This window comes from Shewanella psychrophila (genome assembly GCF_002005305.1).
Classification (GTDB): domain Bacteria; phylum Pseudomonadota; class Gammaproteobacteria; order Enterobacterales; family Shewanellaceae; genus Shewanella; species Shewanella psychrophila.
This window is the reverse complement of record NZ_CP014782.1, coordinates 1-20,056: the sequence shown is the minus strand read 5'-3', so window position 1 is coordinate 20,056 and position 20,056 is coordinate 1. Positions and strand designations below refer to the sequence as shown.

Annotated in this window: 17 protein-coding genes and 2 pseudogenes; 8 read left to right on the top strand and 11 right to left on the bottom strand. The window is 41.7% G+C overall.

Annotation, left to right across the window (positions count from 1 at the left end; genetic code table 11):
* Positions 1-8 precede the first annotated feature (8 nt).
* Positions 9-1,478, bottom strand: a pseudogene (locus sps_RS29175) (MvaI/BcnI family restriction endonuclease).
* A 282-nt stretch (positions 1,479-1,760) separates the two neighbouring features.
* On the opposite strand from sps_RS29175, the gene sps_RS00090 reads away from it, so the two are divergent.
* From sps_RS00090 to sps_RS00080, 3 genes are all read left to right on the top strand, one after another.
* The gene (locus tag sps_RS00090; protein ID WP_077750613.1) at positions 1,761-3,359 is read left to right on the top strand and encodes a DNA cytosine methyltransferase; all 1,599 of its coding nucleotides are present in this window, start codon (positions 1,761-1,763) and stop codon (positions 3,357-3,359) included.
* Positions 3,360-3,991: 632 nt separating this feature from the next.
* Positions 3,992-4,243 carry a type II toxin-antitoxin system Phd/YefM family antitoxin gene (locus sps_RS00085; protein ID WP_077750612.1) on the top strand — a complete coding sequence of 84 codons (252 nt, stop codon included), beginning with the start codon at positions 3,992-3,994 and terminating at the stop codon, positions 4,241-4,243.
* A complete protein-coding gene (locus sps_RS00080; RefSeq protein ID WP_077750611.1) occupies positions 4,243-4,503 on the top strand; it encodes a Txe/YoeB family addiction module toxin in 261 nt (86 codons plus the stop codon). Before sps_RS00085 ends, sps_RS00080 begins: the two co-directional genes overlap by 1 nt.
* 10 nt (positions 4,504-4,513) lie before the next feature.
* Here sps_RS00080 and sps_RS00075 read toward each other — a convergent pair whose 3' ends face one another.
* The 3 genes from sps_RS00075 to sps_RS00065 form a co-directional block, all read right to left on the bottom strand.
* Positions 4,514-5,455, bottom strand: a complete 942-nt coding sequence (locus sps_RS00075) for a DUF1186 domain-containing protein (protein ID WP_077750610.1) — start codon at positions 5,453-5,455, stop codon at positions 4,514-4,516.
* A gap of 359 nt (positions 5,456-5,814) precedes the next feature.
* Positions 5,815-7,029, bottom strand: coding sequence for a winged helix-turn-helix domain-containing protein (locus sps_RS00070; protein WP_077750609.1), 1,215 nt, complete (start codon positions 7,027-7,029; stop codon positions 5,815-5,817).
* A 767-nt stretch (positions 7,030-7,796) separates the two neighbouring features.
* Entirely contained in the window at positions 7,797-7,997 is a 201-nt protein-coding gene (locus sps_RS00065) for a hypothetical protein (protein ID WP_077750608.1), read from the bottom strand.
* 894 nt (positions 7,998-8,891) lie between these two features.
* Between sps_RS00065 and sps_RS00060 the strand changes: the two genes are divergently transcribed.
* The 3 genes and pseudogenes from sps_RS00060 (at position 8,892) to sps_RS00050 (ending at position 10,864) form a co-directional block, all read left to right on the top strand.
* A complete protein-coding gene (locus tag sps_RS00060; RefSeq protein WP_179948403.1) occupies positions 8,892-9,533 on the top strand; it encodes a LysE family translocator in 642 nt (213 codons plus the stop codon).
* Positions 9,534-9,869: 336 nt separating this feature from the next.
* Positions 9,870-10,127: pseudogene (locus tag sps_RS00055) on the top strand (2OG-Fe(II) oxygenase family protein); the annotation flags it as partial.
* A 17-nt stretch (positions 10,128-10,144) separates the two neighbouring features.
* Positions 10,145-10,864 (top strand): SDR family oxidoreductase, encoded by a 720-nt coding sequence (locus sps_RS00050; RefSeq protein ID WP_077750606.1) that lies wholly within the window; start codon positions 10,145-10,147, stop codon positions 10,862-10,864.
* 89 nt (positions 10,865-10,953) lie between these two features.
* On the opposite strand, the gene sps_RS00045 is transcribed toward sps_RS00050, so the two are convergent.
* From sps_RS00045 to sps_RS00015, 7 genes are all read right to left on the bottom strand, one after another.
* A complete protein-coding gene (locus tag sps_RS00045) occupies positions 10,954-11,646 on the bottom strand; it encodes an SCO family protein (protein ID WP_077750605.1) in 693 nt (230 codons plus the stop codon).
* Between the two features lie 41 nt (positions 11,647-11,687).
* On the bottom strand, positions 11,688-12,047 hold the full coding sequence (locus tag sps_RS00040; RefSeq protein ID WP_077750604.1) for a cytochrome C oxidase subunit IV family protein: 360 nt from the start codon (positions 12,045-12,047) through the stop codon (positions 11,688-11,690).
* A gap of 170 nt (positions 12,048-12,217) precedes the next feature.
* Complete coding sequence (locus sps_RS00035) at positions 12,218-12,910, bottom strand: heme-copper oxidase subunit III family protein (RefSeq protein WP_077750603.1); 693 nt, start codon at positions 12,908-12,910, stop codon at positions 12,218-12,220.
* Between the two features lie 127 nt (positions 12,911-13,037).
* Positions 13,038-13,730 (bottom strand): cytochrome c oxidase subunit 3, encoded by a 693-nt coding sequence (locus sps_RS00030; RefSeq protein WP_077750602.1) that lies wholly within the window; start codon positions 13,728-13,730, stop codon positions 13,038-13,040.
* Positions 13,730-15,553: a cytochrome c oxidase subunit I gene (locus sps_RS00025; protein WP_077750601.1), complete on the bottom strand. Its 1,824-nt coding sequence runs from the start codon at positions 15,551-15,553 to the stop codon at positions 13,730-13,732. The genes sps_RS00030 and sps_RS00025 overlap by 1 nt, the downstream gene beginning before the upstream one ends.
* Positions 15,550-17,028, bottom strand: a complete 1,479-nt coding sequence (locus sps_RS00020) for a c-type cytochrome (protein WP_077755494.1) — start codon at positions 17,026-17,028, stop codon at positions 15,550-15,552. Before sps_RS00020 ends, sps_RS00025 begins: the two co-directional genes overlap by 4 nt.
* 503 nt (positions 17,029-17,531) lie before the next feature.
* Positions 17,532-18,089, bottom strand: coding sequence for an NAD/FAD-utilizing enzyme (locus sps_RS00015; RefSeq protein ID WP_077750600.1), 558 nt, complete (start codon positions 18,087-18,089; stop codon positions 17,532-17,534).
* A 217-nt stretch (positions 18,090-18,306) separates the two neighbouring features.
* On the opposite strand from sps_RS00015, the gene ubiG reads away from it, so the two are divergent.
* A complete protein-coding gene (gene ubiG / locus sps_RS00010) occupies positions 18,307-19,080 on the top strand; it encodes a bifunctional 2-polyprenyl-6-hydroxyphenol methylase/3-demethylubiquinol 3-O-methyltransferase UbiG (RefSeq protein ID WP_077750599.1) in 774 nt (257 codons plus the stop codon).
* 203 nt (positions 19,081-19,283) lie between these two features.
* A complete protein-coding gene (mioC, locus tag sps_RS00005) occupies positions 19,284-19,724 on the top strand; it encodes an FMN-binding protein MioC (protein ID WP_077750598.1) in 441 nt (146 codons plus the stop codon).
* Positions 19,725-20,056: the final 332 nt, after the last annotated feature.

Below are 20,056 nucleotides of genomic sequence, written 5' to 3'. Positions count from 1 at the left end.
TTTATTAACTAGGTTAGGTAATACTTTACAGGTTCAGGAAATAAAAGACTCAAATCTCGCTTATTTATCTTAAATAACGGCCCTTTCTCTGCAACTTTGGGCTTTACACCTCCAGTACGCTTAATCAAATGATCCATTGTTATTACTCCACTTTCGACCAAAGGCATAAGTTGACCTAATAAAGGCGACTTTGTGTGTACAACTGATAATAGGTTAAAATGCTCAACACCTTCAATAAATTGACTTTTTGCCTCTATTCAGAAGGTTTCAGCATGCTTTTCTTTTAATCTCTGACGCAATAGATTACCAGGCCAAGTTGCTACATGATCCCCACTACTATGAATCTCATTCAATTCATCTTTTTCACGGTTAAACTCAAATTTCAACCCTTGGCTGTTAGCCCTGTTAGTGCTGAGCGTACAGTAAAGCCTAAAATCGTTTTCTCGAGCATAGCCATATTGGTCCAAAATGGCTGCACTACTTTTACAAGTACTAAGCCCCCAATCAGCAACTTGTGCAAATAGGGTCGTTCTAGTCTTGTTACCGCGCCCAGATTTTAATTCAATCCCTTTGTAGTCGGGCAATTTACTAGAGTTAGCCTCAATATCTAAAGCTGCCTCTATAGACATACCAATTGCAGTATTACCTTCCATAATGGCTCGAAGAGGTTTTTTAGCTAGCACCTTTAATTTAGCTAAAAGCTCATAAGATATACTATTGCTAGCAGCTAAGTACTTATTTATAAAACTTTGTAAATCCGTAGTTTTAATACCATAACTAGGACTAATCTCTTGAATCAAATTTGGTTTACTAGCCTCTAACTCTAAGGCATTGGTACTCAGGTTTATTAAATATGCAGAATCTTCACTGACAACAATGGCTATTTGATCTCCAGAATCAGCGAAATCACCCAACTTGGTGAACCACATTCTAGGATCACCTTTCTTAGTTTCAGGCCTATAAAGACTAACTTTTGATGCATTACACCCTTTATCCGAGATGAAAAATGCACTTTTCTTTACTTTAGATTTTTGTCCTTGGCCTTGATTTTCATAATCATGAAAATTTGTGAGTTCAAAGTGTGTTCTAACTGGTTGAGTAGCATCGAGTATTGATTTTTTTAAACCTGTAGTAGTTGGTTCAAAAATAGAAAATTCAATTCCTAACTTTGTTAATAATGATTTGTTTTTACTTACTAGAAGTTCCTTACTATCAGTATGATAACTACCAACATCTAATTGGTTTAGTTCTCCATCCTCAACTTTTTTAGATGCAAAAGGATCTGGTCTTGATAAAACTTGCTGTTTATCAAAAGCTTTAAGAACAGCTTTCCAATTTCCAAAGTTTACTTGTTGCGCAACGAGTAACAGGGCTTCTGATTGGGTTATATTTTGTGATTTTTTGAGCTTTTTTGCTTTTTGCTTTAACCGCTCAATATTTATGAAGGGATTTTTAGAATGGCTTTGTTCTGAAGTCACGCATACACCTCTGTAAAAACTTAAGTTTCAATGAGTTATACACCAGACTTACTACCCAAAAATAAGCTAATTAGTGCTAACGAAACTAGTTTTTACAGAGAGGACGCATAGGGTCTTTACTTTATTGGGTTGTAGGCTTCTCTCCAAAGCCTTGTTTATAAGGTATATTTAAGTATTTTAACTGTCAAGATTAGATTATAAAAACTAGACCTGAATGCCTGGACTTTATAACCTTTTTCGATTAGAATCCCCAAAGTCAAAATTTCTTCTTGTAGGTGTATATTGAACCATATCGAATTATTCGCAGGCTGCGGTGGCTTATCATTAGGCTTAGATAAGGCCGACTTCAAGCTAGTCATGGCCAATGAATTATCACCTATGGCTGCAGAGACATTTGCTTATAACTTCTTAAATGAAAACCTAGAAGAAATCGCAAACAATGGTGGGAAACCAAACCAATCATATTGGTTAAATAGTCAATTCAGCGACTTAAAATCTAGGTTAAGAGAAAACCCATTTAATTCGCCTTCTTTCTCCTCTGGCGAAGGATTTAGTGACATCCCTAAAGATTTAAATGAATTACAAGGAAAGCTGGTAATTGGAAGCATTGTTGAACTAAATAAATTACTGGAAAAAACTCCTGAGCTTGTAGAAAAATTACAAGATGCTTTCGGAGATGGCGGTTTAGACCTTGTTTCAGGCGGCCCACCTTGTCAAAGCTTTAGCATGGCTGGTTTACGTAAAAAAGATTGCGATAAAAACTCATTACCATGGGAGTTTGCTAAATTTGTTTCTCATGTAAGACCTAAAATTGCTGTTTTAGAAAACGTCACTGGAATATTGCGAGCTTTCAAAGATGATGAGGGTAACTCTTTCCATGCTTGGTTCGAAGTCGCAAAAGTTTTCGCTACAAAAGGTTATATCCCTCTATGCCTTCACATAAATGCCCGGTTAGCGGGTGTAGCTCAAAACCGACCTCGTTTTATTATGATAGCTATACGAGAAGATATTTACGATCTATTAGCTATCAACTTCAAAAGTGATAGCACTGAATCTAAGCTATTCAAGCTATCTGAAAGCTTTTTTCAAGCCGTTAAAATGGATGTCGAAAGCGTGAAATTTGGATCAATTCCATATTTTGATGCTACAAAACCAGCAGATTTCGCTCTATATAAAAATTCATTTTTACATCATCTAGTAAGTAGAGAAGAAGTTTCAGTTTGTGAAGCGTTAGATGATTTGAAACAAAAGAAGCCAAGTTCACCATCAAAGTTTGTTAAAAACTTAAATAAAACATTCTCTAACTCTCTCAAAAAAAGAGAAGGCGAAATCCCCAATAACGAACAAAGAAATAATAGTGAAATAGTGAAGCGCAGGTTCCGTCTTTATCAAGTACTTCAACAGATAGATAATCGTTCTGTAACTAAAGCTGTTTTTGCAATTTTAAAGGGTAGCGATACTCAACTAGATGATAATATTTGGAATGAAGTAAAAGAATACTGCTATCTAAAAGAAAGTGGAAAGCTAGAATTATTTTTAAACAAAGAATCGTTTATAACTTATTTATTGTCACATCCCACTAAAAAGCAAACACAGAAAGCACTCGCCCCAAATTCACCAGCACCAGCAGCCTTATCTATTCCAGATGATGCTTGCCATTATGATGAAGATGAATTAAGAGTGCTAACTGTAAGAGAAATGGCTAGAATTCAATCTTTCCCTGATAATTTCGTATTCCGCTCCAAGGTTACTACAGGCGGTCAAATGAGAAAATTTGAAGTACCACAATATACCCAAGTTGGTAATGCAGTTCCTCCACTACTAGGTCTAGCATTAGGCAAAGTAATAAAAGATCTACTTAACAGTAAATGTGACTCATAGTCCGTGGTTTAGCGGCCTATCTCCGAGGATAATTAGCGGTAACTAATATCCCTGGAGCATATATTTACTGGGAAATACGACTCTCGATGCTTATGGCATTGGTGATGTACCAGACTGGTTAGTTGATGAAGGATTAGAACTCGCCATCGCGTACTTCCAACAAAACACCTTAGACCCTATTGAGTGTTCAGAAGCCCATAACAATCATGCTCCCCACTCCCAATCGCAACATTGGTTAATGGCCGAAGCAGAAGCGAACAAGCTATTTATCGGTCATCAAAAATATTCCAACGCTATGATCTGTCTAGAGTCAACCTAAGTCGAAGAAACACTGCCTTTTAGAGACAAGGTGTAGATGCGGCTGCGAGCTTCCAAAACAAGGATGTTTTGGCAGAGCCCACAGGGATGTGCTTGCGGCGTCTCGCAGAAGTGTCTGCACATCCCTCACCGGAGGTGATAAGTAGCAATGAAGGTACGATTACCTTCAATCCACCAAACAGAAGTAAAGCCAAATGAACCCAAAAAACTCCTTCAACCTTGTGAATCTACAAGGCCCCACACTTGTACTTAATCTTGTACAACTAACACATTTAAACTAAACTGTACTCATTAACGTACATGTAGAGGTGTTTATGAGTGTTTATAGTTTTACCGAGGTTAGAAGTAACCTTAAATCGGTCTGTGACAGCGTGGTCAACGACTGCGAACCTGCGGTGATCCACCGTAGAGGTGCTGAAAATGTTGTCATGTTTTCAGAGTCAGAGTTCAATAGCTGGAAAGAAACTATCTACTTACTTTCAAACCCAGTAAATGCAAAGCATCTGCTAGATTCTATAAAGCAGGTTGAAGATGGCCAAGCTCAAGAGCGTGAGTTACTGGATTAATGAATATTCTCTTCTCTGATAACGCCTGGAATGATTACCTTTATTGGCAACAACAAGATAAAAAAACATTGAAACGAATTAACCTGCTTATTAAAGATTGCCAAAGGACACCTTTTGAAGGTATCGGCAAACCAGAAAGGTTAAAAGAGAACCTTTCTGGTTATTGGTCTAGACGGATCACCGATGAACATCGTTTAGTTTATAAGGCGACTCAGGATAAGTTAACGATCGTTGCCGTACGCTATCACTACTCTTCCTAAAGTATACAAACTAATTTAAACAACACTTCTTGTACTTCTTACCACTGCCACAGGGGCAAGGGTCGTTACGGCCTGCTTGGATATCGGCGATAAAAGGTAGCTGAATATCCCCCATCTCTGGAAAGTTTTCGCTATCTATATAACCAAGTTCATCAGAGCTTTCCATCATCTCACCGAAGATGGCCAGCAACTCCTCATCATTCATCTCAGACTCGGCATTGAAACCTGCCCATTGGCTAAGTGAATCAATCACATCATACTCACCGCTTATTAGGCCACTTTCCCACTCTGAATAACCTATAGATTGATTATCCCAATCGATAATGCACTGATTTTCAGCTGGACCTTCATCAATCACTTTACTCTCTACATAACCAACAAACTGGCTGTGATACTGATTAAACTGATTCGAAATTAACAGGTTAATCAATTCAAATAGGGCTATGGAGTGATTATTTTTAACGAGACTATCGATAAAACCTTGAATGCTGTGATTAAGTGTTTCTCTATCAATTTGGCCAGTATGTAATTGAGAGAACAGCGCGCTTAACGCGGCCATCTTAACCAGTTCACCTGCTTGATCAGAGCTAACTAAGTAACCTAGTTGCTCAGGCTTACCTTGGGCCAAAATATAGTAAGCAGTAGATAGATCTGAAGCGATGAAATCACCAAGAAGTTTATCTAGTGGCGCATTACAGTCATCTTTATTAGTAAGATATATCAAGGAGTCAAAACAACTAAACTGCTTACGGTCGATAATCAGACAGATGCCAAAGAAGAGCAGATTGGACTCAGGATCGGTCAACGCCTCTTTAGCAATAAACTGCTGCATCAAATCGTCTATCACAGGCAGTAGCTCAGACCATTGATCTCTAGCCGCCAACAAGGCATCAACCGGAAGTTCAGTTAGGTCGCCACGACTCAGGGTGGTAATTATCTCATCTAATTTCATATTACATTCAAGGCTAAGAGGTGATTTAGCCTTATAGAGTAACAAAAGTGAAGACTAAAACCCCCAAGTAATAATTGTGCACTTGAATATTGAACACCGCACAGATAAATCGAAGAAACACACTTCTGTTACAGATCCAGTGTAGATACGGCTGCGAGTTTCCAAAATGCGGCCGTTCTGTGACACCTGACCCTAAGGATATTGGAAATGTCTTATGCATGCAGGGAACATGCAAGACCATATACAGCACTTGCTGGAGGCGATTAACACAATGAAGGCCATGGTTCCCCATCACACGCTCAAACACCATAACGGGTTAATTAAAACGATGAAATAGCTTCATCGTTCAAGCGAATAAATTACTTGTTAACCAACAAGTCTGCCACCCCTTTATGATTGGATTTAACCAATTTCCACTGCTGGCAGTTATTAAATCTGGCATATTCATTTATCGCTAGCGCTAACGCTGCAACAAACTGCTCAAGCTCTGACTCATATGCTCTTGAGCTACTACTGGAGCCTGTACTGCATTTAGAATTAGAAGAAAAAGCCTGTTCCTCAATGGTTAATTGCTGGAGTAACAGCAAGCCCTGTTTCCGTTCAGCCTTTACATCTACTCGACCAACAAAGCGATCTCGCCATAATATGGGTAACGAGTAGTAGCCATAGCGGCGCTTAGCTGCCGGGACATATACCTCTATCTGATAATCAAATCCGAACCAGTGTTTTAATCTCTGCCTCTGGATAACCAGGTTATCGAAGGGATTGAGTAACCAGACACGATTTGGCACTGGGGTTAATGGCTGCTGTTCAGCAAAGTAAAAATACTCCTGCCCGGATTCAGAGAAGCGGGCTAGCTCTCCGGCGAGGCACATCTCATTCAGTGTCTTAACTAAAATAGCTTTGATGTTTTTACGTAGGTAGAAGATCTGCTGAATAGTGCCGAAACCGTGGGCACTTAAATAGCGATGGATAAGGTAGCGGGCGAACTCAGTTTCATCAGGTAATTGATTGTCGACATTGGATGGCAACACACGTTCGGTTAAATCGTACACCTTCTGAAATTTATCCCGGTGAGCCACCATGAGCTCGCCTTGCATAAATAACTGCTCCAGAGCCCGCTTAGCCGGTTTCCAGTCCCACCATCCGGTGCTAGTGCCAGTCGAAGTAGAAGCAAAATGGCTAGCCTTCAACGGCCCTTCGGCGGTGATCTTGGCTTTTACCTCACGCATGACTTTATGCTCAGGTTCAAACCAATGCTTACCCCCCTGCTTTAGGTGTGTTTTGTGGTACAAGCTGTAACGGTAATCGGACATAGGCAAATAAGCCGCAGCGTGAGACCAATACTCAAATATCTCCTTATTAGTCATAGCCAAATCCAATTGAGAGGCTTGATACTCAGGTATTCGATTATGCAGCACATGATGATGTGCCCGCTCCACCACGTTAATAGAGTCTATCTGCACATAGCTCAGCCGCTCAATAGCCTCACTCACCGAGCTAGCAGACTTTAATAACCCTTGCTGCTGTAGATTTAGCTGCAACCACTCCTGAGCAGAATACGGACTCGTCATAACTCCCCACCACTGACGGTGTTATTCAAGACAGTCACCCTCTTCATCCCTTTCATAAACCTTTTACTCATATGCCACTTTCAAATACACAGCCATCAATATGACCCACACAGCACACAATTTCAAAATAGAATTAACCAAGGCTTATATGAAGGGTAAATAGAAAAATAATGGAGGAGATAAATCATTTAATCGAAGAAACGCACTCCTTTTAAATACCCGGTGTAGGTAGGCAAAAACAAGGCAGTTCTATGACATTTCCCATATGGATATGGGAAATGTCATTATGATGAAGGGAATATCATTGACCTGTCACCACGGCATTTGTGAACCTTACCTATAAAGTGTCTTATGTATGTCTGGAACATACAAGACCATTCACATCAGATGTTTTCTCAGATACTACATCGAACACTTCATAGAATTGTAAAAGAGGGAGAAAAGCCCTAAGTCTGCATGGTTATGAAGGCTGATAAACCGAAGATATAACGTTTTGCTTTACCAACAGGTGTAGATGCGGCAGCGAGCTTCCAAAACAAGGAAGTTTTGGCAGAGCCTATAAGGACAACTCTTATGAAATCAAGAGCCGGCGTCTCGCAGAAGTATCTGCATATTCAGCGAACCGCAGGTTATAAACTTAAATGAAGCTATGCTCTCCCATAAACCAACCAAACACAAAATCTGCCAAACAAACCCTAAACCTAACCAATAAGTTCTTTCAACCTTGTGAACCAACAAGGACCCAAATTTTTTGGTCGATAATCGGCTTACTCACTGCCAAGATCTTCAATCTGGCTATAACGCCTGGTCTCCTCCAGCAGAGCCGCTTGCTTGGCTAATTTTACTGTAACTTCAGCCTGAGCCAGTTCGACTTCATTGAGTGACTGCTCATCAAAGTATTCCGATGCATCTTGGTAAGTTAACCAGAATGCGTAGAGGATTATGGCTGATAAAATATAACGTAACATAAGGACTCTTTATTCACCTATTGCGTGAAATTAATAATGAAGTGGTTCACGACATGACTCGAGAAATGGTTAACCAATATCATGGCTAAAAACAGACTATAAAGCCGATGTTTTATAATGGTAACGAGATAATACAAATCATTTTAGAGTAAATTTAATACAGCGGATACTGTCAAGATGTTGTCTGTTTTATCAGCACTTTTTTAGTTTTGACTGACTGTTAGTTGCGTCAAACATCTTACTTATCGTCATTTTATTGAACACTTAACAAGCAGGTGCTAAATGTGGATTTTAGAAGAAATGAACTAATATATGACGCGTCTTTTTATAGATTATCCAGGCCAGTCATTTACGAATATAAAATTTATAGCGATGCTCATAACAAACCAAAGTAAATAGAAGTGAATGATATTTAATCAATACAAATAATCAGTTAGCTGTTTTCCATAACGCTAATATCAAATAGCTAGTGACCTAGTCATTGTGAGTATGTTCATTTGAATCCAATATTGCCTGCTAGTAAACAAAGCCGTAAAAATCAAATTAACTAACCAATAAAGTATCACTGTAAATTAAAGCACTTTTCTACTGGTACCTGAAAAATCGCAATATTTATAACCAAAAAATATAGTTACTGAATAAAAAACTATAAAAAAACAACCCTGCGAATCCTATGTAAGCCAGTGTTTAAGCCACTTTGACAAAAATATGACGCTATTAATCTTAGGCGCTTTACAAGAAACACCACTCAGTAGTAAACCTAGACCTAGTTCAAATATCTCAGTTGTACGTAGTTTTAATAGCTAAGAGTTCTCAAAAGCCACAGATAAACTACTGCCGATAGGTCCTGATAGAGGTAGAATGCCGCCGTCTGTTCCAACCTATGCATTTATGATGATCGATCTCGCTATACTCCCGCTATATTTGACTACCATTATCGCCCTACTCCTTATACCGGGCCCCGACATGTTACTGATTGCGAGCTCTAGTTTAAGCTATGGCAAAAAAGTCGGTATATTTGCCAGCCTGGGCAATGCGACTTCAGGCTTAATACTGACACTACTTGCAGCTATGGGCGTGTCGGCATTGATTGCCATGAATCCTATGGCTTTGCAGGTGCTACGCATCTTAGGCGGATCTTATCTAATGAAGATGGGTTGGGATTGCATGCGTAGTGGACCTGCTGATACACCGGAAATAACCCAGCAATCTGGGCTAGCTAAGGTGCTATACCGACGCGCGGCATTCTGCTGCCTGTTAAACCCTAAGGCCTTACTCTTCTTTGTGCTCTTCCTGCCTCAATTTGTTTCACCTCAGCTAACGGCAACATCAGGCGAGCAGATGCTGGCTCTAGGCCTGCTACTCAATGTGATGGGATTATTGTTTAACTTATTACTGGTGTTAATGGTGGGTACTTTGGGTAAGTCACTATTGAAAAATGACAAGTTCAGGGCTAATCAGAATAAGTTTATGGGCATGATATTCTTCGCCTTAGCCATCTTGTTACTGGGCTCTCAAGTTCAGGCCATGGGCTAGTACTCTCTCTATAAAAACGGGATATCTTTTAAATAAAAAGATCCCGCCCTGTTTTGTTTATCATTTTTTACTGTGATCTATGATGGTCTGACAATAGAGAGACAACACTTATTTTTACGACAAAAAGCCGTAATCGATAAACTGCTAGCGGACTGCTGTTTTATCAAAGCGGCCCTAATCTTTATGAGAACGTTTAGCCATGTTAACTCCTGATGTAATGGTCAGTCGTTAAAATAATGGTTCAATCAAAGTAGCTGAAGATGTACTTGCTCGGACAATTACAATTAGTTACCCTGAAGCCAAGGGTTTACAAGGGGTTGGGTACATAAAAATGAAGGCTTACTCACTTTACTTTTGCAAAATAAAGTTGGAGGATTGCAAATTAGGGTAGATGGTATTTGGGAAGATGTACCAACAATTCCAGAAGGAATTGTTGTTAAAATAGGTCAATTACTTGAAATGCTTACAAGGGGTCAACTTCCAGCGACTGAACATAGAGTGTTAACAAGTAAGACTAAACGCTATTCTGCAGCGTTTTTCCTCGGTGATACACTAGATCAAGTAGTAAAACCTATGATAGAAGTAAACAAATAATTTTATAAGGATCTTAAATGAAAAAGTTAGTTGTAATCACTGGTGCTAGCAGTGGTTTTGGCTCAGCCATCGCTCGACGTTTAAATGCGCTTGATTATCCATTACTCTTGATCGCACGTAGGCTAGAGCCTATGGAAGATTTAAAATTATCAAATACTATTTGTAAAGCTGTTGATGTTTGTGATGCCGAAGGATTTAAAAATGCCATTATTGAAGCTGAAGCTATCTACGGAGAAGTAGAAACTTTAATCAATAACGCTGGTATTATGTTGTTATCAGAGCTTGATTCTCAAGATCCTAAAGAGTGGGAAGCCATGATAAACGTAAACCTCAAAGGTGTTTTGAATGGTATGGAAATTGTTATTTCCAAAATGAAAAAACGTCAAAGTGGCACAATAGTCAATATGTCGAGCTTGGCCGGACAAAAAACATATGAATTTCATGCGGCCTATTGTGCAACAAAATATGCTGTTCATGGTTTAACGGAAGCAACTAGGTGGGAGTTGGCTCCTTATAATGTAAGAGTTATTGAAATATCTCCAGGCGCAGCAGAAACAGAACTTGTAAGTCATATTTCTGTCCCCGCAGTACAAAAAGATTATAAAGATTGGAAAGAATCTATCGGTGGGGTTATTTCAGCAGATGATGTAGCGTCAGCAGTAGAGTTTGCCGTAGAACTTCCTCAATCTGTGTGTATTCGAGACTTAAAAATAGCTCCAACGAAGCAACAAAACTAAGCGATTAATATAGGTTTCAGCCATAACTGATATAACATTGAGTACAACACAAACAATGTTCAGTTGTGGCTTATCAACCTATAACGTACTCATATCCTAGCGGCATTTTTGCGGATCAAAACATAATCATGATAGATATCATCTTTATTGAAATGACGATTGCCGAAGGGATCTAGGCTCGGTTCAAACACAGCGTGGAGCCGACCTTGGGGGTCCAGAAGGTAAATGGCGACCCCATGACCGACCTGATAAATATCCTCTCCTTCCATCTGCCTGCTTATCTTGACTCTTATACCTAATTCTTGTTCGAACCGCTTGGCCATTCCATCGTATAACTCAACCTCAACAGGCTTCAGTCCTATTATATCTTCACCAAAGAACGCTACATACTCAGCCAATTTTTCAATCGAGTCTCTACTAGGATCTATGGTATAGAAAAGTAATTGAACATCTTCAAATTGATGATTTTTTTGCAGACTAAGCATCAGGCTATTTAATAGGAGCAGAGTTGCCGGGCATACATCCGGGCAATTTAGATATCCATAGGCCAATATATGCCACTGGCCGCGTAAGTCAGTTTGAGTAAAGTATTGATTATGTTGATTAACTAAGGTGAAATCTGAGAGTTTAATCGGCTTTTGTAGCAAGCTCGCACTTTGCAGTTGTAAATTAACCCGAGGACTGGACTTAACCCAAATGAATGAAATACTGGTTAGCACTAAAGTGACGATAATGAATACGCCGACACCTAAAAAGAGTTTAGCCTTAACTTGGCGTGACATATTAGCGAATAACTTTAGCGAGTGACTCGTCAGACATAACTTTACACCGAGATAAATGAGATTAGGCGATTAACTAAAGTGTAGTCACCCTCGATGGCCATCAAGCTAATAAACACGACTATAGCCAATGGAGGGATAAACAGCACCAGCTTTAATGCCAACCTTTCCCACCTGACATACATAAATATAGTGATAATCAGCCCGGCCTTTAACGCCATAAATATTAAGATCAAGGTCCATCTCAGCATTCCTTGCACTTCAAAGAAATCCACCAGATAGGACATGGTGCTGAGCACAAACAGTAACCCCCATATTTTCAAGTAGAGACTGATGGGATGTAGCTTAGGCTGGGCTTTATCCGCCTCAGCAGGCTCCGCATCTTTACCTGTTATCTGACTCATACACCACCTCAATATCACTTATCACTTATCACTTATCACTTATCACTTATCACTTATCACTTATCAAGAATAAACACCCAGACCAGCTCTACCATAGCGTCCAATAAAGCTTTTACCTTCCTGCTTATCGCCTTTACCACTTTTCGCTCTTAACCTATTTTCTATATCGCTTACCAGAGATAGAAAAGTGCGAAAATAAACACCCAAACTAAGTCTACAAAGTGCCAATAGAGACCCGTTATCTCGACGATATGATAGCCTTTGCCTTCGTAGTGACCGTTAGCAACACGTCTAGCAATAACCAAGAGAAAAATAACACCAGCGGTGACATGCATGCCATGAAAGCCTGTGATCATAAAGAAGGTGGCACCAAATTGTGCCGAGCCCAAGGGATTCCCCCAGGGACGAACGCCCTCCTCTATGATGAGCTTGGACCACTCAAATGCTTGCATGCCGACGAAAGAAGCGCCTAATAAAGCCGTAGCGGCCATAAACATAACGGTTTTTCGTCTGTCGCCGCGATAAGCATAATTAACGGCCATCGCCATGGTGCCGCTGCTGGTGATCAAGATGAAGGTCATGATGGCAATGAGCACTAACGGGATATGGTGCCCGGCTATGGTTAGCGCAAACACTTCGCTGGTTAGGGGCCAACTGTCCATGCTGGACATGCGCACATTCATGTAGCCCACTAGAAACACGCTGAAAACAAAGGTATCGCTGAGCAGAAACAACCACATCATCAACTTGCCCCAAGGCATATTGAAAACCTGTTTATCAGCGCCCCAATCACTCACGGCACCTTGCCAATTGTCCGATGCTATGGGCGCTTCTGCTTTTTCTTGTTTATCATCTATGCTCATGTGTCACTCCACTACTTACACCAGCCTTAACACGAGTCCTACAAGCCACATAAGGCTACTTTTCCGTTTATCATCTATGCTCATGTGTCGTTTTCTACAAACAACTACAATCACTAACACTAAATCCCTACAAGCCACACCAGGCTGCGATAGTGTTATAAGTGCTGGGGGAAGCGGTCAGCAAGGCGAAGATAAATAGCCAGAGCAACAATAGGTAATGCCAATACCAAGCACATAAGACTAAACTCCGCTGCAATATATCCAGCTTCACCTTGCGGCTAAAAATAACCAGCACCCGAGCCAAAGCAAATAAGCCGCCGAGCAAGTGCAGACCATGAATTGCTGTTAGCAAATAAAAATAACTATTGGCCGGATTCGAGTTAATAGAAAAACCTTGTAGATAAAGCTGCTGCCATACACTCCACTGACCAAATAAGAAGAATAGGGAGAAGATAACGCCCAATGTCAGTAAACCCAGTAATCTGTTGAGCTTAGTTTCACTCACTTGGCCAACGGCAAAGTGTAGGCTCAGGCTAGCCAACAGCAACCAGCCCGTATTAACCCATAACCACAGAGGTTGATAGAGAGGTGACCAGGGCTCGCCCCCCAAGGCCTGAAAGTCGGCATATTGAGAGCGCGACAGATAAGTCACGCTAAACAGAAAGAAGATGACAGTGACCACGGCGATAAAAAATTTCAGCGCCGTCTTGCCGGGATACCCAGCTTGATATTCGATTACACCTTGATCAAATGTGCCAGCTGACTGAGCTAACCAGGGCTTCTCGGTGAGTTTGCTGAATGTGCTCGTGAAAAAGTTCATCAAACACCTCCCTTATCATCTGACTGCGAGTTAACTTTTGTTTGGTCGTTCGTTTCACTAGTGGCTGCTGGCATCACATCTGGCTCATCCATCATCTCAACCTCTTCCGGTGAGACATTCTGCGGAATAAAGTCAGCCTTCACGCCAGGGACGCTGTAATCGTAGGCCCAGCGATAAACCACGGGGATCTTTTCTCCCCAGTTACCGTGTCTAGGCGGTGTATATTCGGTTTGCCATTCCAGCGTGGTGGCATTCCAGGGATTAGACCCGGATTTCTTGCCTTTAAAGATGCTCCAGATGATGTTAAATAAGAATATTAGCTGCACCAGGCCAACAATCAGCGCCGATATGGTGATACTGGCATTCAGAGATTGAGCCGACTCGGGGATAAACTCGGTTGGCCCCATAGCAAAGTAACGCCGCGGTACACCGAGAAAACCCAGATAGTGCATGGGGAGATAGATGGAGTATGTCCCGATGAAAGTCATCCAGAAATGAAACTTACCCAGACCAGTGTTGAGGAAGCGTCCTGTGATCTTAGGAAACCAATGATAAATAGCGGCAAACAACACCATTATAGGTGAAACCCCCATCACCATATGAAAATGAGCCACAACAAAGTAGGTATCCGACAAGGGCAAGTCGACCACCACATTACCGAGAAACAGCCCGGTTAACCCGCCATGGGTAAAGGTGAAGATAAAACCGATGGCGAACATCATGGGCACAGTCATATGTATGTTGCCACGCCATAAAGTGAGCGACCAGTTATAGACTTTAAGTGCCGTGGGAATAGCAATGATCAAGGTTGTCGTCGCAAAGAAAAAACCAAAATAGGGATTCATGCCGCTGACATACATGTGATGTGCCCAAACAACAAAACTAAGGCCGCCAATGGCGACGATAGCCCACACCATCATGCGATAGCCGAAGATATTTTTCCTGGCATGGGTCGCTATCACATCGGACACCATACCGAAGGCCGGCAGCGCCACAATATAGACTTCGGGATGACCGAAAAACCAAAATAGATGCTGAAACAAGACCGGGCTACCGCCGGTGTAATTGAGAGGCTCACCCAAAGACAATATTGCGGGCATAAAGAAGCTGGTTCCCACTAATTTATCTAACATCATCATAATGGCACTCACTAAAAGCGCCGGGAATGCCAACAGACCTAAGATGGTGGCGATGAAGATCCCCCAGATGGTTAACGGCATACGCATCAGGGTCATACCTTTGGCACGAGCCTGTAATATGGTGGTGACATAGTTGAGCCCGCCCATGGTGAAGGCGACGATAAATATTGCCAGTGACACCAACATCAACAGGATGCCACCGTCGCTTCCCGGAGTACCAGGTAAAATAGTTTGCGGTGGATACAAGGTCCATCCTGCACCTGTCGGACCTCCGGGAACGAAGAAGCTCGCCAGCAAAACGATGACCGCCAACAAGTAAGTCCAATAACTGAGCATGTTCAGGTAGGGAAACACCATGTCCCTGGCACCTACCATCAAGGGGATCAAGTAGTTACCAAAACCACCTAGCAGTAAAGCAGTAAGCAAATAGATCACCATTATCATGCCATGCATGGTGACAAACTGCAGATAGTTGCTGGGATCAATAAAGGAGAAAGTATCGGGAAAGCCTAACTGCAAACGCATCATTGCCGACAACCCCAGAGCGACTAAACCAACGAACAGCGCAGTGATAGAATACTGAATAGCAATAACCTTATGATCTTGGCTCCAGATATACTTAGTCATAAAGCTGGTGGGATGTTGGGACTCGTCGGCTTGATCGACAATGGCGGTAAAACTCATCGGCTCACCTCCTGTGTTTCATGGCTCTGATCCATAATGCTTGGGGATTCAGTTGCTTTAACCGCCCTACTCACCGATTGATGATAACCGGTATCAGAAGCTGGCTTTAATCTGGTGATATAAGCAATAACATCATCTATGGCTTGTTCATTTTGCAGTAATCGCGACATCATAATCATCTGAGTACCGTAAAGATCCCCCCTATGAGCCCCGCGGATGCTGGCACGATAATTTTGTAGCTGCCGCTTTAGATACCAGTCATGTTGCCCCGCTAATCTGGGGGCATTAAGAGCAAACTTACCTTCAGCTTTATCACCATGGCAATATGCACAGTTGGTAAACAGGCGTTGACCACTGGCTATGGAACGAGCCAGAGGTCCGTTATTCACGGCTGCAGGGGAGATAGCCTGAGCTGGCAAGGATGCAATATAAGCCGTGACATCTTTGATCGCTTTAGCATCGGCTAAGGTATTGGCCATAGCAGCCATCTGCTGACCATAAATATCCTGCTGGTGGCTGCCACGAACCTGACTTTTATAATAGTTAAGCTGACGCGTTAAATACCAGGCTGGCTGGCCCGCCAACATAGGTGCATTGAGCGTTTCATTGCCCTGACCATTATTGCCATGACAGGCGGCGCAGCTGGCATACAAAGTTTTACCTAACTGCAGATCTCCCTCAGGTGCATTAAGTGACTCTCTGAAGGTAAATAGCTTATCCAACCAGGCTTGATAATCTTCAGCCGTGTCCACCACAATCTGGCCTCGCATGGTGTAATGAGCCATGCCACATAGCTCTTCACATAGCATCTCGAAACGACCGAGTCGTGTAGGCGTAAACCAGAGGTAGGTCTCGATGCCGGGCACCAGATCCATCTTGACTCTAAATTGCGGTACCGCAAAGTTATGTAATACATCCTTAGATCGCATCAACACCTTCACCGGCTGATCTAACACAATATGCATCTCATTACTGGGGATCAATACATCGTCTTGGGCATTCATATCATCGGGATTGAGACCGAAAGGGTTTTTCTCATCCATTAACTCGACGGCGCTTTGGCCTAATATGCCGTCTTTACCGGGTAACCGATAACTCCAATGCCACTGCTGACCAACGACCTCGAATGTCTCCGCATCGTCGGGAACCGTGACAAAATCCCCCCAAACGACCAAACCAGGGGCAAGCATGGCCGCCACACCGACAGTGGTGAACACGGTTAGCCACACTTCGAGTTTCTTATTCTCCGGTTCATAATCGGCACGTTTGTTTTTATCAAAACGAAAGCGGAATACACAGAAAGCGAGGAAGCCATTAACAAGAATGAAGACTATACCTGTGATCCAGAAGGTAATAGTGATGGTATCGTCGATGGCTGTCCAATTGGACGCGATCGGAGTAAACCACCAAGGGCTTGCGAAGTGAAATACCACAGATACGAGTACTAATAACAGGATAACAATCGCTATAGCCATGCCACTCATCCCTATAAGAGAGTGGACACTTAAAGCAGCTGAACTCCAGAGTGACCACACTTAAAATTACGAGATCATTAAGATTTTTCTGACTAATATACCGATTGCATTAAATATGTAATCAATTCAGAGTTCCTCAGGGTTTTCAATTCAAGGCGCAGTGATGAGGAAATGGTTACTCCCTTTTAAATCAATGCAAAGCAGAAGTGGAAATCCTGAGTCGCTCACATAGCGCGGGCTTCAAAGCACTTTATGCTGCGTTTGGGGCCCTAGATATAGAATAACTATTAGCTTCAAACCCCAGCCTTGCCTACAGCGCTTTGAACTCCCGCTGAATGGTCAGATACTTAATGCAACTGGTATTATTAAGATAGACTATAAATGGCGATCTCTCCTGAGAAGCCCATAAACTCAAGCAATAAAAAAGCGCCGAACAGGCGCTAAATAACTTTAAACAACTAGCGGTTTCAACATGAAACTCCCTCCACGTTTTAGGGATCCCACTAAGGCATAGTCTTCATGAAACTGTGGAACTTATCTTGCCAACGAACCACCCAATGTGGGGTTGCCGATCCCAGACCTGCAGGCTCTAATTTAGGGTGAGCATTGATGATCTTGGCAAAAACAGGCTCTTGATTAGGGTCAACGTCGACAAATAACACATGTTTTCCTTTATGTAATAACTCCTGAAATCGTTCAAAATGTACATTTGGTTTCTGAATACCGATAAAACCGCCCTCCCAGGTACAAAAACCCAGTATGACAATTGAAAGAAAGATAAACGGCAGCCACCCCGCAGCACTCTCGGTCCAGCCCATCTCATAGGCAAGCATCAGGGTTGCGGATGAAATAACAAAACCAATCACGGCACCAATTTCAGTCGAGTGAACCACGTCTTGCTTTAGCACAGGTTCAACTTCATGGAGATGATGATTTTCTACATCGGCATCTTTCTCACTCAATATATGTATCTGTGGCTCAGTGATCCCCTCGGCTTCTAGTTCCTGTTCAACCTTCTCCAGATCATCGAGATCGCTGCTAATAAAGTAATGTCTTAACATGCCCTTACCCTCACAATAGATCTTTTCATGCTTGTCAAAAACGTTTGAGCAGTTATAACAAGTAATGAAAATACCCAAGTTATTTACTCAAGTATAGCAGCGATTCATTACTCGATAATTGGTGAAACAGAGCGGATAGCTAGCTGTGACAAGACATTAATAGAAAGACCAAGACTTGGTATACTCGAGCTAATAGCTAATTTTGAGCAAATATATCGTGTTAGATAGAAGCAAATTAACTTCCGGTCACAGTACGAGCCTAAATACGGCCGAAGAGATAGCTAAGTTTGATCGTTTAGCCAAAGAATGGCGCGATCCTAAAGGAAAATTCAAACAGGTTTTGGCATTTAACCAAACACGCTTAATCGCCATCGAGAAGATGATAGCCCAACATTTAGCTCTCGATCTTAATAACCCGGCCCCATTGGCAGGCCTTAGCTTACTCGATATCGGCTGCGGTGCCGGACTCCTGTGCGAACCTTTAGCCGAACTTGGCGCTGACGTCACAGGTATAGATGCTAGCGAGCACAACATACTAGTCGCTAACCAACATGCGAAAACAAATCATATATCAGTCAATTACATTCATTGTTTAGCCAGTGATCTTGAAGATAAATCCAATAGATACGACATAGTACTTAATACCGAAGTCATAGAGCATATCGCCGATCAACAAGGATTGGTAGATACCTGCTGTAGGCTACTCAAGCCCGGTGGTTTATTGGTAATGGCGACCCTAAATCGAACCGTTACGTCATATATAGTCGGTATCATTGGCGCCGAATATGTCATGAGGTATCTCCCCATAGGCACCCATGAATGGCGATTTTTCGTGAAACCACAGGAGATATCGGCCATGCTCTCAAAACAAGGTCTAGAGACAATAAATGTTAAAGGCATGACGTTTAATCCCTTCACTAAACACTGGTCAGTAAACCGGAATACCAAGGTTAACTATCTGCTTTTCGCTACAAAATCATCAGACACCTAATCAATTTAGCTTAGTCTGAGAGTCAAAATCAACGAAAATACAGATGTAAATCCCACTAAGTAGCAAGATCCAAGCAGGCTTTTCACTTAGTATTAGGAAAAATGCTGAGTCTTCTCTGGCCATTTTAGGATTCAAACTTGGCCATTTGAGCACTTTATATCAAGCCTTTTAAATAGGCATAGCAGTAAAAATAAGGAAACAAGATGGCAAAAATAGACATCTTAGTAGGCACTACTCTGGGTAATGCTGAGTATGTTGCCGATGAATTCTCGGCAATTTTAACCGGTTTAAGCCATGAAAATATCATACATATGACCCCAAAATATGCCGATCTAGACCCAAAATCATTGTGGTTGATCGTCTCTTCTACACATGGCGCAGGGGATCTTCCGGACAATATAGCGCCATTTTTAGAGGAGATCTTGTCTCAAAAACCCGATCTTAGTGACACTAAATATGCGATTTGTGCGATCGGAGATTCAAGTTACGACACTTTCTGCCAAGGACCGGAAAAATTAGCTCAAGCATTGGAGAGTTGCGGTGCACAAGTCTATGTGGATAAGATCCAGATCGATGTGCAATACGATCATGTCCCTGAAGATCCTGCACTAGCTTGGTTAGAACAGTGGCAAGATCGTCTTTAAGATCTTTTTAAAGGATAAGTTAAGGATCGACTCACAGATTAGATCTAACTTATCCACATATTACGATCTAAAATGATAAATATGTGGATAACCTATTATTTTCTTTTGATCAAACTCTGTATTACTCAAGGCCCGATCCGGTTAAGGATCCCCCCTGTGGATAAGTAGCCGATCTACCCACAAGCTTACATTAGTTTGATCATAATAAGATCACAGGATCTGATCGCTGCTAACTCATGAATACTAAAGGGAAAAAGCGGTTACCCACAGAAGATCGCTCCCTTAATAGTAACAATAATAAAGGATCTATATAAAGATCTTAAGATCTATTA